Here is a 17,189-nt window from a genome sequence, read left to right on the forward strand (position 1 = left end):
TGCCGATTTTTGACGTAAGGAAAGAAAAATTGATAAAAGAGCTTGATTTTTGGTGGGGATGGAGAAAGTTCGGCGAACCGAATCCGGTCCTGGCTCTTCTGGTAGCGTTCCTGGAACGCCCGAAAACGCCCAGGGCTAGGCGCCCCGCCGAAGACAGTACGAATAGTACGGCGAGGCGGAGCAACAACGCCCTGGGCGTTTTCTCGGGTGTTACAAAGAGGCCATATCGATGACGAAGCGATAGCGTACATCGCTTTTGACGACGCGTTCAAACGCCTCATTGATGTCCTGGATGCGGATGATTTCGATGTCGGACACGATATTGTGCTTGCCGCAGAAATCCAGCATTTCCTGGGTTTCCTTGATCGAGCCGATCATGGAGCCGGACAGGCTGCGGCGCGCGCCCACCAGGCCGAAGGCGCTGATCGGCGGCACGGCGCCGTCGGGGATGCCGACGATGACCATGCTGCCATCAACCTTCAGCAGGTTGATGTACTGGTTCCAGTCGATGGACGCGCCCACGGTGCAGATGATCAGGTCAAAGGTGCCGGCCAGTTTGCTGAAGGTTTCCGCGTCGTTGGTGGCATGGTAATGGTCGGCGCCCAGGCGCAGCCCGTCCTCGCGCTTCGACAGGGTCTGGCTCAGCACCGTCACTTCGGCGCCCATGGCGTGGGCAATCTTGACGCCCATGTGGCCCAGGCCACCCATGCCCAGGATGGCGACTTGCTTGCCAGGGCCGGCCTTCCAGTGGTTCAGCGGCGAATACAGGGTGATGCCGGCGCACAGCAGCGGCGCGGCGGCGTCCAGCGGCAGGTTGTCGGGAATCGACAGCACATAGCCTTCCTTGACGACGATGCTGTCCGAGTAGCCGCCCTGCGTGGCCGTCTTGCCATCCGCTTCGACGCCGTTGTAGGTCTGGATCAGACCTGGCATGTACTGTTCCAGGTCCACGTTGCGCGTCTTGCAGGTGGTGCAGGAATCGACGAAGCAGCCCACGCCCACATGGTCGCCCACCTTGAACTTGGTAACTCCAGCGCCGACGGCCGTGACGACGCCGGCGATTTCATGGCCGGGCACCATGGGGAAGGCGGCGCCGCCCCATTCGTCGCGCGCCTGGTGGATGTCGGAATGGCACACGCCACAGTATTTGATCGAGATGGCCACGTCGTCTTCGCGCGGGGCGCGGCGCTCGAACGTAAACGGTTGCAGTGCGGAGGTAGGGCCCAGTGCGGCGTAGCCTTTGGCGATGGTGGTCATGAAAACTCCTGTATCTATAGGTGTGTGACGAGGGGGACGCGTGCCGTGCATGCGATTGCACAAGTGTGCCTGAGAAGCCCGCCCGCTGTTACCGCGATCCTGCAAGACCTTTGCACGATCCTCCAAATCTGCGTAAGATCAAGCCCTGCCCTTCCTCGCCTGACACATACTCGCCCCATGTCCACACAGATCCTCCCGCAAGATGAAATCGCCACCCTGATCAGCCGCCACGCGCCGCGCAATGGCGACTACACGACTGCCATCGGCAACCTCACCTTCCACCGCCAGTCTTCAGTCACCGAATCGCTGTTTCATGCGGCGCGCCCCAGCGTGGCCATCATCGCGCAAGGAGCGAAGGACGTCACTCTGGGCAGCGAAACCTTCCATTACAGCCGCATGCAGTATCTACTGACCTCCGTCGACCTGCCGGTGCAGGTGTGCGTGGCCGAAGCGAGCGTGGACAAGCCGCACCTGTGCGTGGTGCTGGGCATCGACATCGCCGATGTGGCGGCGCTGCTCGATAGCGAAAGTGTCGGCGAAAGCGCGGCGCAGCAGAAAATCCTCCCCGCCACGCGCGGCATTTCCGTCAGCGACGTGTCGGACGAGCTGCTCGACGCCATGCTGCGCCTCGTGCGCCTGCTCGACAAACCGGGGGAAATCGCCACGCTGGCGCCCTTGATCCGCCGCGAGCTGACCTACCGCCTGCTGAACGGCCCCGTCGGCGCGCGCCTGCGCCACATGGCGCTGGCCAGCAGCCAGTCGCACCAGGTGGGGCAAGCGATCGACTGGATCAAGCACAATTATTGCGAGCCGCTGCGTATCGAGCAGCTGGCCGGCATGGCGAACATGAGCATGTCGTCGCTGCACCACCACTTCAAGGCGATTACCGCCATGACGCCGTTGCAGTACCAGAAGCTGCTGCGCCTGCAGGAAGCGCGGCGATTGATGCTGGTCGAGCAAATCGACGCGGGCACGGCCGGCTACCGCGTGGGCTACGCCAGCGAATCGCAGTTCAGCCGCGAATACAGCCGCCAGTTCGGCCGCGCGCCCATGCGCGACGTGGGCCAGGTGCGCGCGCAGCTCAGCGGCGCCAGTGCCAGTGCTGACATGGTCTATTCCATCTTGCCGTAACCGCCACCGCCCGGCGTCTCGATTACGAACACGTCGCCCGCCTGCATGCCTGTCTTGCCGATATGCGCCAGGTGCTCCACCGTGCCGTCAGCCCGCTCCACGTAATTGCGCCCCAGCGCGCCCGCCTCGCCGCCGTCCATGCCGAACGGCGCAACAATCCGGTTGTTCGACAGGATCGCCGCCGTCATCGCTTCCAAAAAGCGCACCCGGCGCACGCCGCCATTGCCGCCGTGCCAGCGCCCTGCCCCACCCGAACCGGCGCGGATGCTGTAGCTGTCGAGGCGCACGGGGAAACGCCACTCGAGGATTTCCGGGTCCGTCAGGCGCGAATTGGTCATGTTCGTCTGCACCACGTCCGTGCCGTTAAAACCGGGGCCGGCGCCAGAGCCGCCTGATATCGTCTCGTAATACTGGTATTTGGCGCTGCCGAACGTGAAATTGTTCATCGTCCCCTGCGAGGCAGCCATCGCCCCCAGCGCGCCATACAAGGCGTTGGTGATGCAGGTCGAGGTTTCTACATTGCCCGAGACGACGGAGGCAGGGTATTGCGGGTTGAGCATGGAGCCGCACGGGATGATCACGGTCAAAGGCTTCAGGCAGCCCGCGTTGAGCGGAATATCGTCGTCGACCAGGGTGCGGAACACGTACAGCACGGCCGCCATGCAGACGGCGGACGGCGCATTGAAATTGTTCGGCAGTTGGCTTGAGGTCCCCGTAAAGTCGATGGTGGCGCTGCGTGCAACCACGTCGACCTTGATCGCCACCTTGATTTGCGCGCCGTTGTCCAGGTCCAGCACGTAGCTGCCATCCTTCAGGGTGGTGATGACCCTGCGCACGGCTTCTTCGGCGTTGTCCTGCACGTGGCCCATGTAAGCTTGCACGGCGGGCAAGCCGAAATGCGCGACCATGTTATGCAATTCTTCGCCCCCCTTCTGGTTGGCCGCTACCTGGGCGCGCAGGTCGGCCAGGTTTTGCCGCGGATTGCGGGCCGGGTAGCTGGCGCCCGCCAGCAGGGCCAGGGTCTCGTCTTCCGCCAGCCTTCCCGTGGCGCCGTCGACCAGCTTGAAATTGTCGATCAACACACCCTCTTCCTCGATGCGGGTGGAGTCGGGTGGCATGGAACCGGGCGTGGTGCCGCCGATGTCCGCATGGTGGCCACGCGAGCCGACATAGAACAGGATGGCGTCGCCCGCTTCGTCAAACACAGGCGAGATCACCGTCACGTCGGGCAAGTGCGTGCCGCCGTGATAGGGGTCGTTCAGCATGTAGACGTCGCCCGGCCGCATGGCGCCCGCATTGCGCGTCATGACGGTGCGGATGCTCTCGCCCATGGAGCCCAGGTGCACGGGCATGTGCGGCGCATTCGCGATCAACTGGCCTTGCGCATCGAAGATGGCGCAGCTGAAGTCGAGCCGCTCCTTGATGTTGACGGAATGGGCCGTATTTTGCAGCCGCAGTCCCATTTGTTCGGCTATCGACATGAACAGGTTATTGAAAATTTCCAGCATCACGGGGTCGGCTTGAGTCGCTGTTGGCAAACCCTTGGCGCGCCGCTCGGGCAAGGCGGCGACCCTGCGCAAGATCAAATGGCCATGCGCCGTGACGTCGGCGCGCCAGCCCGGTTCGATCACGGTGGTGGCATTGGCGTCGCTGACGATGGCCGGGCCGTCTATCGTATCGCCGGGGCGCAGGCTGTCCGCCCCATACAGGCCGCTGTCGCACCACGCACCGGCGCAATACATGGCCACCGTCTGCAGGGGCGCCAGCGCGCCTGCGCGCGCCGCATAGGCCGGCGCAGCCACTTGCGGCGCATCGGACGCGCCGATGGCTTCCACGGAAATGGCTTCGACGATCAAGGCGCGCGCCGGCATCAAAAAGGAAAAGCGTTTTTTATATGCTGCCTCAAACTGCGCCTGCATGCTCGTTACCGTATCGAACAGCACGACGAGGGCCGAATCCGTGCCCTCATAGCGCAGGTGCACGCGCGACACCAGCGCGATGCGTTCCCCTTCCACTCCCTGGCGCAGCAAGTCGCCCCGCGCCAGCTCGCCCAGCGCCGCGAAATCACGCGCCAGATTTACGCCCAGTGCCGCCTCGATGGCCTGTTCGCGCATGGCGCTCTGGTCGGCCAGGCCCATGCCGTAGGCCGACATCACGCCCGCCAGGCTGTGGATGAACACCGTGCGCATGCCCAGCGCATCGGCCACCAGGCAGGCGTGCTGGCCGCCCGCACCGCCAAAGCTGGTCAGGGTGTATTCCGTGACGTCGTGGCCGCGCTGCACGGAAATCTGCTTGATGGCGTTGGCCATATTGCCCACGGCGATGGCGATATAGCCTTCGGCCACCTCTTCCGGAGTGGAGTTCACGGTGCGCGCCAGCGCCGCGAACTGGGCGCGCACGGTGGCCACGTCCAGCGCTTCGTTGGCGTCGGGGCCAAAGACGCGGGGGAAGAAGGCCGGCTGCAGCTTGCCCAGCATGACGTTGCAGTCGGTGACGGCCAGCGGGCCGCCGCGCCGGTAGCTGGCGGGGCCGGGATTGGCGCCCGCGCTGTCCGGCCCCACCTTGTAGCGGGCGCCGTCGAAGTGCAGAATGGAGCCGCCGCCGGCCGCCACCGTGTGGATGCTCATCATGGGCGCGCGCACGCGCACGCCGGCGATCTGCGTCTCGAACACGCGCTCGAATTGGCCCGCGTAATGCGACACGTCCGTCGAGGTGCCGCCCATGTCGAAGCCGATGACTTTATCGAAACCGGCCAGCGCGCTGGCGCGCACCATGCCGACGATGCCGCCGGCGGGACCGGATAAAATGCTGTCCTTGCCCTGGAAGGCGCGCGCATCCGTCAAGCCGCCGTTCGACTGCATGAATTGCAGGTGCACGCCGGACAGCTCGGCCGCCAACTGGTCGACGTAGCGGCGCAAAATCGGTGACAGATAGGCATCGACCACCGTGGTGTCGCCACGCGCCACCAGTTTCATCATGGGGCTGACCTCGTGCGAGACGGACACTTGGGTAAATCCCGCCTCGCGCGCCAGCTGCGCCACCCGCGCCTCGTGCGCGCGGTAGCGGTAGCCGTGCATCAGCACGATGGCGATAGCGCGCACGCCGCGCGCATAGACCTGTTCCAGCGCGGCGCGCGCGGCGGCTTCATCGAGCGGGCTCACGACGTCACCATGGGCGCCCACTCTTTCATCGATCTCGATCACATCGCCGTACAGCAGTTCCGGCAAGATGATCTGGCGCGCGAACAGCTGCGGGCGGTTCTGGTAGGCGATGCGCAAGGCGTCGCGAAAACCACGCGTGATGGCCAGCACGGTGGGCTCGCCCTTGCGTTCGAGCAGCGCATTGGTCGCGACCGTCGTACCCATCTTGATGGCACCCACCAGTTCGACGGGCAGCAGCGCGCCAGGCGCAAGGCCCATCAGCTGGCGCATGCCCGCCAGCGCCGCATCGCGGTACTGGCCCGGGTTTTCCGACAGCAGCTTGTGCGTGGCCAGGCTGCCGTCTGGACGGCGCGCCACGATATCCGTAAAGGTGCCGCCCCGGTCGATCCAGAATTGCCAGTCCATCGTCCTGCCCCCGTACTTATGTGAGATGGCTATTGTAGCCGCCAAACAGGGGCGCGTTTCAGGCGTGCGCACCTTGCCTTTCACCCGGTTCGGCCTTATGTTAAAGGCATGCTGACTAACGGAACACGCTCCATGCCCCTGATCGACTCTGCAACACCGCTGTACGCCATCGCCGAACTGCGCGCCATCGAACAAGCCGCCATGCGCGACCTGCCGCAAGGGCTGCTGATGCAGCGCGCGGGCCAGGCCGCCGCCAGTGCCGCCCTGAAGCTGCTGCACCCCACGGAAGACGGCGACGCGGGCCACCGGCGCGTACTGGTGCTGGCCGGCCCTGGCGACAACGGCGGCGATGCGCTGGAAGCAGCCGCGCACCTGGCCGGCAGCGGCACCGAGGTGCTCGTATGGCTGGCGCCCGAGGCGCAAGCCACGTCGCCCGAACGCGAACAGGCCCTGAGCCGCGCCCGCAACAGCGCCGCCCGTTTCATGGACGCGACGACCTCCATGGCCTCGGCCGCAGTGGGCGCGGCACCATGGCACCTCGTCATCGATGGCCTGTTCGGCATCGGCGCGTCGCGCCCGCTGGACGGTGAATGCCGTGAAATGGCGCAGCTGGTCAACAACCTCGATTGCACAGTGCTGGCGCTCGACGTGCCCAGCGGCCTGCATGCGGACACGGGCGCCATCGACGGCGTCGCCATCCGCGCCACGCATACGCTCACCTTCATCGGCGACAAGCCGGGCCTGCACACGGCAAATGGCCGCGACCATGCGGGTGCAGTGGAAGTGGCGGCGCTGGCCATCGCCCCTTCCCTGCTACCGCCAGCCAGGGCCCAGCTGGGCGGCCTGCACCTGTTCGCCCGCCAGCTGCAAGCACGACGCCAGAACACACACAAGGGCAGCTACGGCAGCGTCGCCATCATCGGCGGTGCGCAAGGCATGGCGGGCGCGCCCATCCTGGCGGCGCGCACGGCCCTGCATGCGGGCGCGGGACGAGTGTATATCGCGTTTCCCGATGCGCCGCCCGCGTTTGACAGCGGCCAGCCGGAACTGATGTGCCGCCGCGCGCAGGACGTGGATTTCTCTGGCCTGAACCTGGCCGCGCTGGTGGCCGGTCCCGGCCTCGGCAACGACGTCGATACGGTGGAGCTGCTGCAGCGGACGTTTGAGAGCGACAGCCCGCTGCTGCTGGACGCCGATGCCCTGAACCTGATGGCGGCCGAGCCGGAACTGCAGTCGGCGCTGGCCACGCGTGCGGGCGCGGGGGCGACGATCTTGACGCCCCATCCTCTGGAAGCGGCACGCCTGCTCGACCTGACGGTGACCGAAGTACAGGCCGACCGCCTGGGCGCGGCGCGCCAGCTGGCCACGCAGCTGGGCGTCATCGTGGTATTAAAAGGTTCCGGCACGGTGATCGCCGCGCCAGATGGCCAGGTCGTCATCAACAACACGGGCGGCCCCGCGCTGGCGACGGCCGGCACGGGCGACGTGCTGTCCGGCCTGTGCGGCAGCCTGCTGGCGCAGGGCTGGCCGGAATGGGAAGCGGCCATCGGCGCCGTCTGGCTGCACGGCGCGGCGGCCGATGCGCTGGTGGCCTCGGGCGAAGGTCCCATTGGCTTGACGGCGGGGGAATTAATCCCGGCCATCCGCAAGCTGATCAATGCCTTGTCGGCGTAATCACTGCGCTAGATCAAACGTCCAGCGGAGATCGTGATGGTGCGCCCGCAACGGGCCGCGATCGAACTGTCGTGCGTGACCAGCACCAGGGTCGACCCGCGTTCGCGGTTCAGCTCGAACATCAGCTGGATCACGGCCTCCCCGGTGGCGGCGTCCAGGCTGCCCGTCGGCTCGTCGGCGAACAGCAGCGGCGGCTCCGTCACGAACGCGCGCGCCAGGGCCACGCGCTGCTGCTCGCCGCCGGATAGGTATTTCGGATAGTGTTTCAGACGGCTGCCCAGCTTGACTCTGCCCAGCATGGCTTGCGCCTTCTCTTTCGCGTCCGGGTCGCCACGCAATTCCAGTGGCAGCATGACGTTTTCCAGTGCCGTCAGATGCGTCAGCAGCTGGAACGACTGGAACACGAAACCCAGCTTTTCCTTGCGGAAACCGGCGCGGCCGTCTTCGTCGAGGGCGAAGATATCGGTGCCGTCGAGGATGACCTTGCCCTCGCTGGGCGTGTCCAGGCCGGCCAGCAAGCCCAGCAAAGTCGACTTGCCGGAACCGGAGGCGCCGACGATGGCCAACGTCTCGGCCGTTTGCACGGTAAAATCGACTTGATGCAGGATGGTCAGCTCACCATCGGCATCGGGTACGCGCTTGGCCAGCTGGACCACTTCGATGGCCGGCTGGGCATTTTGGCTGTTGGGTGCGGCGGGCCGCTGGGCCGCTAATTCTGACGGAAGAAAACTGGTGGAAGTCGCTTTAGGGAATTCGGGCATGCTGATCTATCTTAAAAAATTTCGTGAACAAATAAGTGTCAAGGGCAGCAGCCGCATGCGGCGGCGCACGCTATCCTTGCTTCCTGCGGCAGCCCTGCTGCTGGTATCCGGCATGGCGAACGCCTATTCTGCACCAAAAACGCTGCTGGTGCTCGGCGACAGTCTCTCGGCCGAGTATGGGCTGGCACGGGGCACGGGCTGGGTGGCGCTGCTGGAACAGCGTCTGGCAGCGCAAAAGAACGAGACGCGCATCGTCAACGCCAGCATCAGCGGCGAGACCACCAGCGGCGGCCGCGCGCGCCTGCCCGCCCTGCTGGCGAAGCACCAGCCCGACGTCGTGCTGATCGAACTGGGCGCCAACGACGGTTTGCGCGGCTTGCCCGTGGCGGCCGCCGAAGCGAATCTGCGCGCCATGGGCGACGCGGCCAGGAAATCGGGTGCACAAGTGGTGCTGGTGGGCATGCGCATGCCGCCCAACTATGGCCGCGCCTACGGCGAGCAGTTTTATGGCGTATACGGCAAGCTGGCCAAGGAATGGAAGGCGCCGCTGGTGCCCTTCATGTTCGAAGGCATCGCCGACCAGCCGCAGCTGTTCCAGGCCGACCGCATGCATCCGAATGCGTTAGCCCATCCCACCATCCTGAAAAACATCTGGCCGCAACTGGCGCCGTTGCTGAAAGCCAAGTAAGCCTGCACATGCTGCAGACAAAAAAATAGCCGCTCTGGGAGCGGCTATTTTTATGAGCTAAAACTGATTATGGTGCTTCCGGCGCTGCGGCGACTGGGGCGGTGACCGGTTTGACGATCTTCACCTTGGCCTTGGATTTCAGGTACTCGACGTAATCGAACATTTCCTGCTGTGCCAGGATGCCGCTGATCTGGTCTTTCTCTTGCTGGCGGCGCGCTGCGTCCACCTCCGCCGGCTGCTGCACCTTGGCGATACGGTAGATGCCGTAGCCCAGGGCTGGCAGGTCCACACCTACATAGGCCGGCAGCTTGCTCGTGTCGGCTTTCATGACTTGCGCGATGGCGGCACGGTTGATGCCGTCGAGCTTGCTGCGCGAGACCCATTGTGCTGCGCCGAAACCGCTCGCATCACCCGAGGCCTTCAAGGCGGCCAGCTTGGTTTCGCCCGCTTTCTTGGCCAGCTTTTCCGCTTCTTCCAGGGTCACGCGCTGACGGATCATCGCTTCGACTTCGGCCAGCGGACGCTTCGAGGCTGGCTTGAATTCCACCACGCGGCCGGCGATCAGCACGTTCGGCGCAACGGTCACGGCTTCCGTGTTGCGCTTGTCCTTCAAGGAATCGTTCGAGAAGATGGCGGTCAGGAACTTGGCATTGTTGAACGGTGCCTTGCCCAATGCTGGCGACGGCGTGCGCGACAGGTTGGCGACGCTTTCCACTTTCAGCTTCAGCTTGTCAGCCACCGGTTTCAGGCTGTCCGATTGCTCGTAGACTGTGTTGGTGAACGTTTCAGCCATTTCCGAGTATTTCTTGGCAGCAAATTGCTTGCGCAGGTCGGCCGTGATTTCGCCGCGCACTTCATCAAGCGCCTTGACGTGCTGCGGCTTGAGCGAGGTGACGGTCAGAATGTGATAGCCAAAATCGGAAGCGACGACATCGCTGATTTCGCCTTGCTTGAGCTTGCTTACCGCGCTCAGCAATGGCGTAGGCAAGCCATCCTTGCCGATCACGCCCAGGTCGCCGCCCTGTTCCGCGGAGGCCGGGTCTTCCGACTTGGCCTTGGCCACGGCGGCAAAGCTGGCAGGCGTCTTGCGCACGTCAGCCAGGATGGCTTCAGCCTTGGCCTTGGCGGCTGCCTTGTCGGCGGCCGAGGCGTCTTTCTTGACGGCCACCAGGATGTGGCTGGCCTGGCGCGCTTCTTCCGTCGTGTAGGCTTTCTGGTTCTTCGCGTAGTAGCCGGTCACGTCGGCGTCGCTGACGTCGACTTGCTCGCCGGCAGCGCTGTCGTCCAGCACGACGTATTCGATCTTGGCTTGTTCCGGGATCTCGAAGAACTTGCCGTTCTTGTCATAGAAAGCCTTGATCATGGCGTCCGTCACTTTAACTTCCGGCACGTACTGGGCGATCGGCAACAGCAGTTCCTGTACTTCACGCTCTTCCGAGGTGATGTCGGACAGGCGCTTGGAGACGCTGCTCGGTGCGAAGGCGGTGCCTTGCACGGCGCCGGCCAGTTGCTGCAGGGCCATATCGCTGCGGCGGCGCGCATCGTACATCTGCGGCGTCATGCCTTGCGCGGCCAGCATGGACTTGTAGCGTTCCAGGTCGAATTTACCGTCTGGCAAGGTCAAGCCCGGGATTTCCAGCACTTCCTTTTGCAGCACGGCATCGCTGATGACCAGGTGGCTACGGCCCACTTCGGCGGCCACGGCGCGCTCGGCGATCAGGTTGTCGAGGATGCTCTGGCGCGCTTCCGGCGTATCAAACATTTTCTGGTCGAACTGCTCGCCCATCATCTGGCGGTAGCGGTCGATCTGCTGGCGTTGCGCTTCTTCATATTGCTGCTGCGTGACCACCTGGTCGCCGACCTTGGCGATGGTGTTCGCGCCGTCGCCGAAGCTTTGGTAGCCGCTGATACCGACCAGTGCAAAAGACGGGACGATGACCAGCATCAAGAGAAACTGCATCAAGCGTCGATGGGTACGAATAAATTCAAACATGGTCAGCCAATTCGGGATGAGTGGATCACTATAAAAAAAGGCGAACATGCGTTCGCCTTGATTTCTGCGGCGGAATGGACGGGACATATGTCCACTTCCCCTTTAGATTCAACAACTTGGCGCTGGAACTAAAGCAGGATTCTGACGCCCAAGCCATTATCTCCTGATTCTACAATGCCCATAGCGCTATAGCAAGAGTAAATCAGGGCACGCGCCCTGCCCCGGTGCCGCGCGCCGCGCCGCCATGCCGGCAGAGCGCCAGCCTCGACATTAAACCCGGTGAAGCTTAAAGCGGATTTAAATGGCCCTGCGTTTGATTCAAAACGGCAGGCGGGAATTTCAAAATGGAAGCGCGTAGAGATAATCGGGCGCATAAAAGAAAAACCCGCGCTACTTATTCAGCAGCGCGGGTTTCTATATTCTGGCGGAGCGGACGGGACTCGAACCCGCGACCCCCGACGTGACAGGCCGGTATTCTAACCAACTGAACTACCACTCCTTAAGAGCGTATTTTTTTGGCGGAGCGGACGGGACTCGAACCCGCGACCTCCGACGTGACAGGCCGGCATTCTAACCAACTGAACTACCACTCCGAAAAATACACAGTACCACTTGCATTTGCATCCAGGGTTGCGATTCGAAGAACTTCAACCCTGAAATCGCGGCACCCGGGGGCGCCGCCAAATGTTTCCGGTGATTGTCACCTCACCGAAGTCCGTTAGTTTACAGCATCCTTCAAAGCTTTACCAGCTTTAAATTTTGGAACTTTTGCAGCTTCGATCGTGATCGCTTCTTTGGTACGCGGATTGCGGCCGGTACGCTCAGCGCGTTCGCTGACCGAGAAAGTGCCAAAACCGACCAGCGTCACGCTGTCGTTGTTTTTCAAAGTTTCCGTCACGCCGCCGATAACAGCGTCGAGTGCGCGCGCAGCGGCGGCTTTGGAAATGTCAGCTTTTTCAGCAATGTGGTCGATCAATTCAGTCTTGTTCACTAGCATCCCCAATTACAAAGGTATAAAACGTTTACCGTATCGTTGCGGTACTTTTGGCACCACAGCTGTCCGGCGAAAAAAATGTGCAGGCGTATTAAACAAGCCACACTGTATATGTGTCAAGCGCTTTGGGGGCGCAATTCACGTTTCAATATAAAACAAGCGCTCTAAAAGCGCTTGTTTGGGGAAAACAGGGGTAAAACGTTAGTGTTTTACTACCTCGCCAGCCGCGTCAGGCTTGGCCGCGGCGGCCGTGACAGCCTCCACAGCAGCGACTTCCGCCAACGGTTCAGGCATGCGCTCGAGGGCGATTTCCAGCACTTTGTCGATCCAGCGCACGGGCACGATCTCCAGCTTGTTCTTGACGTTGTCCGGAATTTCGGCCAAGTCCTTCACATTTTGCTCTGGAATCAGAACCGTCTTGATGCCGCCGCGATGGGCCGCCAGCAGCTTTTCTTTCAGGCCGCCAATCGGCAACACTTCGCCGCGCAAGGTGATCTCGCCCGTCATCGCCACGTCGGCACGCACGGGGATGCCCGTGAAGACCGACACCATCGCCACCGTCATGGCCGCGCCAGCCGAAGGACCGTCCTTCGGTGTCGCGCCTTCCGGCACGTGGATGTGGATATCGCTCTTCTCGAACACGTCCGCCTTGATGCCCAGGCGCTGGGCCCGGCTGCGCACCACCGTGCGGGCTGCCTCGATCGACTCCTTCATGACGTCGCCCAGGGTACCCGTGCGGATGATGCCGCCCTTGCCCGGCATCGACACGGCTTCGATGGTCAGCAGATCGCCGCCCACTTCCGTCCATGCCAGACCGACCACCTGGCCCACCTGGTTTTCTTTCTCTGCGACACCGAAATCATAGCGGCGCACGCCGAGGAACTTATCCAGGTTCTTCGAGTTGACGATGACTTTCTTGTCGGATTTCTTCAGCAGCAGCATCTTGACCACCTTGCGGCAGATCTTCGACACTTCACGCTCGAGCGAACGCACACCGGCTTCCCGCGTGTAGTAGCGGATGATGTCGCGCAAGGCCGATTCGGCAACCGAGATTTCCTCTTCCTTCAAGCCATTGTTCTTGATCTGCTTCGGCAGCAGGTAACGCTGCGCGATGCTGGTCTTTTCATCTTCCGTGTAGCCGGACAGACGGATCACTTCCATGCGGTCAAGCAAGGCTGGGGGAATGTTGTACGAGTTCGACGTGGCCACGAACATCACGTCGGACAAGTCGAAATCGACTTCGATGTAATGGTCGGAGAACGTGTGGTTCTGTTCCGGGTCCAGCACTTCCAGCAGGGCCGACGAAGGATCGCCACGGAAATCGGCGCCCATCTTGTCGACTTCGTCGAGCAGGAACAGCGGATTGCGCACGCCGACTTTCGCCAGCGATTGCAGAATCTTGCCCGGCATCGAGCCGATGTAGGTACGGCGGTGGCCGCGGATCTCGGCTTCGTCGCGCACGCCGCCCAGGGCCATGCGCACGAACTTGCGGTTCGTCGCGCGGGCGATGGACTGGCCCAGCGAGGTCTTGCCCACGCCCGGAGGACCGACGAAGCACAAGATAGGCGCTTTCAGCTTGTCTACGCGCTGTTGCACTGCGAGGTATTCCAGGATGCGTTCCTTGACCTTGTCGAGGCCGTAGTGGTCGCCCTCGAGCACTTTTTCCGCGTTCGCCAGGTCGTTATTGACCTTGGATTTCTTTTTCCAAGGCAAGTTGACCAGGGTGTCGATGTAATTGCGCACGACGGTGGCTTCGGCCGACATCGGCGACATCAGCTTGAGCTTCTTCAACTCGTTGGTGGCCTTGTCGAGCGCTTCCTTCGGCATCTTGGCCGAAGCGACTTTCTTCTCCAGCTCGTCGAGGTCGGCACCATCTTCGCCCTCGCCCAGTTCTTTCTGGATCGCCTTGACTTGCTCGTTCAGGTAGTACTCGCGCTGCGACTTTTCCATCTGGCGCTTGACGCGGCCACGGATGCGCTTTTCCACTTGCAGGATGTCGAGCTCGCCTTCGAGCTGGCCCAGCAGGTGTTCGAGGCGCTTGGCCACGCTGAAAATTTCCAGGATGACTTGTTTTTGCTCAAGCTTCAGGGGCAGATGCGCAGCCACCGTGTCGGCCAGGCGGCCGGCATCGTCGATGCCCGACAGCGATGCCAGAATTTCCGGTGGAATCTTTTTATTCAGTTTGACGTACTGGTCGAACTGCTGCACGATCGCGCGGCGCATGGCTTCGACTTCCGACTCGTCGCCCGGCTCGGACTCGAGCGGCGTCAGGTCGGCGATGAAGTGCGTCGGCGAATCGCTGATGTGGTTGATACGGGCACGCTGCGCGCCTTCGACCAGCACCTTGACGGTGCCATCGGGCAGCTTCAGCATTTGCAAAATATTGGCGACACAGCCAATTTCATAGATATCCGAAGGAGACGGCTCGTCCTTCGCGGCTGCTTTTTGAGCGGCAAGCATGATGCTCTTGCCCTGCTCCATCGCAGCTTCCAGCGCCTTGATCGACTTTGGACGGCCAACGAACAGCGGTATCACCATATGCGGGAAAACGACGACATCCCGCAACGGCAATAACGGCAGTTGAGTTTGCTCAGTTAATTTGGAAGTTGTCATGGCGTACCTTATAGAAAGCGTGTTTACGATGTTGGCGCTCGCTGCCAAAACACAAGACCGGCGAGAATAAATAATTCTGTGAAACAAACATGAAGTCTATTTCGCAAAACACACCCGCATGACTGTAACAAATGCAGTTTTAACAGTAAAAAAGCCACGCGCAGCTAAGCGCCGCGAGTGGCTTTACGATTGAAGCCTGCACTCATTGATTTAAATTGTACTGCCATGCATTAAGGAATCAAAACCCTTTTTATGCATTTGTCTCGGCAGTTTTCAATTTTCTCCGGAGGCCTTGGCAGTCTCTTGATAAATCAACAAAGGTTTGGCACCACTGGTGATGGTATTTTCGTCGATGACGACTTTCACCACATTTTGTTCGCTCGGCAGTTCGTACATGACGTCCAGCAAAGCATGTTCCAGGATGGAACGCAGGCCACGGGCACCGGTCTTGCGCGCCAGCGCCTTCTTGGCGATCGCATGCAGGGCGGCCGGACGAATCTCCAGTTCCGCGCCTTCCATCTCGAGCAGCTTCGAATACTGCTTGATCAGCGCATTCTTCGGCTCGACCAGGATCTGGATCAGCGCCTCTTCCGTCAATTCCGCCAGGGTGGCGATGACGGGCAGACGGCCCACCAGTTCCGGGATCAGGCCAAACTTGACCAGATCTTCCGGTTCCGCTTGCAGCATCAGTTCGCTGGCCGAGCTTTGCGACTTGCTGCGCACCGTGGCCGAGAAGCCGATGCCGCTCTTTTCGGAACGGTTGGCGATCACTTTCGACAGGCCATCGAAGGCGCCGCCGCAGATGAACATGATGTTGGTCGTGTCGATCTGCACGAAATCCTGGTTCGGATGCTTGCGCCCGCCTTGTGGCGGCACGGAAGCCATCGTGCCTTCGATGAGTTTCAGCAAGGCTTGCTGCACGCCCTCGCCCGACACGTCGCGCGTGATGGACGGATTGTCGGACTTGCGCGAAATCTTGTCGATCTCATCGATGTAGACGATGCCGCGCTGGGCTTTCTCGACGTCATAGTTGCAGCTTTGCAGCAGCTTCTGGATGATGTTTTCCACGTCTTCACCCACGTAACCGGCTTCGGTCAAGGTGGTGGCGTCGGCGATCACGAACGGCACGTTGAGCATGCGCGCCAGGGTCTGTGCCAGCAGGGTCTTGCCCGAGCCGGTAGGACCGACCAGCAAGATGTTGCTCTTGGCCAGTTCGATGTCGTCTTTTTTGCCCAGGTGCTTGAGGCGCTTGTAATGGTTGTACACCGCCACCGACAGGATGCGCTTGGCCGTCTGCTGGCCGATCACGTACTGATCGAGCAAGGCGGCAATTTCTTGCGGCGTCGGCAGGTCGGATTTGGTACCGGTCACCGTCTCGATGCTCGACGTTTCATCACGGATGATGTCGTTGCACAGGTCGATGCACTCGTCGCAAATGAACACGGACGGGCCGGCGATGAGTTTCTTCACCTCGTGCTGGCTTTTGCCGCAGAACGAGCAATACAGTAATTTTTCGCCGCTAGAGGATTTTTTGTCTGACATAAGGCATTTTGGTTGGAACTGCATTAACAATATTGCAAAATCGCAAGCCGGAGTGCGGTAGTTGCCCGAAAGACAGCCACCGATGGCGCAAGTCAACAACCTGCACAAGCTCCATGCTACCCGAAATAAAAGCGAAACGCCCGAACGTTTGATCGCCCGGGCGTTAACTTACGTACTTAGCAATACCGGTAGGGACTCATCAAGCGCGGCTGGTCAACACTTTGTCGATCAAACCATACTCAACGGCCTCGTCGGCGGACATGAAACGGTCGCGGTCGGTGTCCTTGGCGATCTGTTCGATCGACTGGCCCGTGCGCTCGGCCATGATGCCGTTCAAGCGGGTGCGCAGGTAAAGGATTTCCCTTGCCTGGATCTCGATGTCGGACGCCATGCCTTGCGAACCACCGGACGGCTGGTGAATCATGATGCGCGAGTTTGGCAGCGAGAAACGCTTGCCCTTGGCGCCAGCGGCCAGCAAGAAAGCGCCCATCGAGGCAGCCATGCCCGTGCACAGGGTCGAGACATCGGGCTTGATGAACTGCATGGTGTCGTAGATGGCCATGCCGGCCGAAACCGAACCACCTGGCGAGTTGATGTAGAGCGAGATTTCCTTTTCCGGATTTTCGCTTTCCAGGAACAGCAGCTGGGCGACAACCAGGTTGGCCATCTGGTCATTGACCGGGCCGACCATGAAAATCAAGCGTTCCTTCAGCAGGCGCGAGTAAATATCATACGAGCGCTCGCCGCGACCGCTTTGTTCCACCACCATCGGCACCAGGCCGAGCATCTCTGTGTCCAGCGCTGGATTACGGTTCATACCTGTCATTTCATTTCCTTGTGAAGCAGTTAGGGGACGCTACCACCACCTTGGGACACCAAACAAACCTACTGCGCGTCGCGATTTGCGGCCTCCGATGCTCACTGTGCATTCGCACAGCTCCGCTTCTCAGCCACAACTCCCATCCGCTCG

At 61.6% G+C, this 17,189-nt stretch carries 11 protein-coding genes and 2 tRNA genes; 3 read left to right on the forward strand and 10 right to left on the reverse strand.

The window, feature by feature from the left end:
* Positions 1-210: 210 nt before the first annotated feature.
* Positions 211-1,257: an NAD(P)-dependent alcohol dehydrogenase gene (locus ACQ4WP_RS07540; RefSeq protein ID WP_436519398.1), complete on the reverse strand. Its 1,047-nt coding sequence runs from the start codon at positions 1,255-1,257 to the stop codon at positions 211-213.
* 177 nt (positions 1,258-1,434) lie between these two features.
* Here ACQ4WP_RS07540 and ACQ4WP_RS07545 point away from each other — a divergent pair, with 177 nt between their 5' ends.
* On the forward strand, positions 1,435-2,388 hold the full coding sequence (locus tag ACQ4WP_RS07545) for an AraC family transcriptional regulator (RefSeq protein WP_436519399.1): 954 nt from the start codon (positions 1,435-1,437) through the stop codon (positions 2,386-2,388).
* Here the strand turns inward: ACQ4WP_RS07545 and ACQ4WP_RS07550 are convergent.
* Positions 2,370-5,954, reverse strand: a complete 3,585-nt coding sequence (locus ACQ4WP_RS07550; protein WP_436519400.1) for a hydantoinase B/oxoprolinase family protein — start codon at positions 5,952-5,954, stop codon at positions 2,370-2,372. The genes ACQ4WP_RS07545 and ACQ4WP_RS07550 overlap by 19 nt on opposite strands.
* A 132-nt stretch (positions 5,955-6,086) precedes the next feature.
* On the opposite strand from ACQ4WP_RS07550, the gene ACQ4WP_RS07555 reads away from it, so the two are divergent.
* Positions 6,087-7,628, forward strand: a complete 1,542-nt coding sequence (locus ACQ4WP_RS07555) for an NAD(P)H-hydrate dehydratase (RefSeq protein ID WP_436519401.1) — start codon at positions 6,087-6,089, stop codon at positions 7,626-7,628.
* A gap of 8 nt (positions 7,629-7,636) precedes the next feature.
* Here the strand turns inward: ACQ4WP_RS07555 and ACQ4WP_RS07560 are convergent, their stop codons facing one another.
* Positions 7,637-8,389 (reverse strand): ABC transporter ATP-binding protein, encoded by a 753-nt coding sequence (locus ACQ4WP_RS07560; protein ID WP_436519402.1) that lies wholly within the window; start codon positions 8,387-8,389, stop codon positions 7,637-7,639.
* Here ACQ4WP_RS07560 and ACQ4WP_RS07565 point away from each other — a divergent pair.
* A complete protein-coding gene (locus ACQ4WP_RS07565; protein ID WP_436519403.1) occupies positions 8,388-9,077 on the forward strand; it encodes an arylesterase in 690 nt (229 codons plus the stop codon). The two genes, ACQ4WP_RS07560 and ACQ4WP_RS07565, sit on opposite strands and share 2 nt — an antisense overlap.
* A 67-nt stretch (positions 9,078-9,144) precedes the next feature.
* Here ACQ4WP_RS07565 and ACQ4WP_RS07570 read toward each other — a convergent pair whose 3' ends face one another.
* From ACQ4WP_RS07570 to clpP, 7 genes are all read right to left on the reverse strand, one after another.
* A complete protein-coding gene (locus ACQ4WP_RS07570) occupies positions 9,145-11,070 on the reverse strand; it encodes a SurA N-terminal domain-containing protein (protein ID WP_436519404.1) in 1,926 nt (641 codons plus the stop codon).
* 422 nt (positions 11,071-11,492) lie between these two features.
* Positions 11,493-11,569, reverse strand: a tRNA-Asp gene (locus ACQ4WP_RS07575).
* 17 nt (positions 11,570-11,586) lie between these two features.
* Positions 11,587-11,663: transfer RNA gene (locus ACQ4WP_RS07580), tRNA-Asp, on the reverse strand.
* A 125-nt stretch (positions 11,664-11,788) separates the two neighbouring features.
* Complete coding sequence (locus ACQ4WP_RS07585) at positions 11,789-12,061, reverse strand: HU family DNA-binding protein (protein ID WP_010398442.1); 273 nt, start codon at positions 12,059-12,061, stop codon at positions 11,789-11,791.
* Between the two features lie 204 nt (positions 12,062-12,265).
* The gene (lon, locus tag ACQ4WP_RS07590; RefSeq protein WP_436519405.1) at positions 12,266-14,677 is read right to left on the reverse strand and encodes an endopeptidase La; all 2,412 of its coding nucleotides are present in this window, start codon (positions 14,675-14,677) and stop codon (positions 12,266-12,268) included.
* 273 nt (positions 14,678-14,950) lie between these two features.
* Positions 14,951-16,219: an ATP-dependent Clp protease ATP-binding subunit ClpX gene (clpX, locus tag ACQ4WP_RS07595; protein ID WP_010398446.1), complete on the reverse strand. Its 1,269-nt coding sequence runs from the start codon at positions 16,217-16,219 to the stop codon at positions 14,951-14,953.
* Between the two features lie 199 nt (positions 16,220-16,418).
* Positions 16,419-17,036 (reverse strand): ATP-dependent Clp endopeptidase proteolytic subunit ClpP, encoded by a 618-nt coding sequence (clpP, locus tag ACQ4WP_RS07600; protein ID WP_373629889.1) that lies wholly within the window; start codon positions 17,034-17,036, stop codon positions 16,419-16,421.
* Positions 17,037-17,189 lie beyond the last annotated feature (153 nt).

Origin of the sequence: Janthinobacterium lyxosi, assembly GCF_051380665.1 — a bacterium.
In the GTDB taxonomy this organism is placed as follows: Bacteria; Pseudomonadota; Gammaproteobacteria; order Burkholderiales; family Burkholderiaceae_D; genus Janthinobacterium.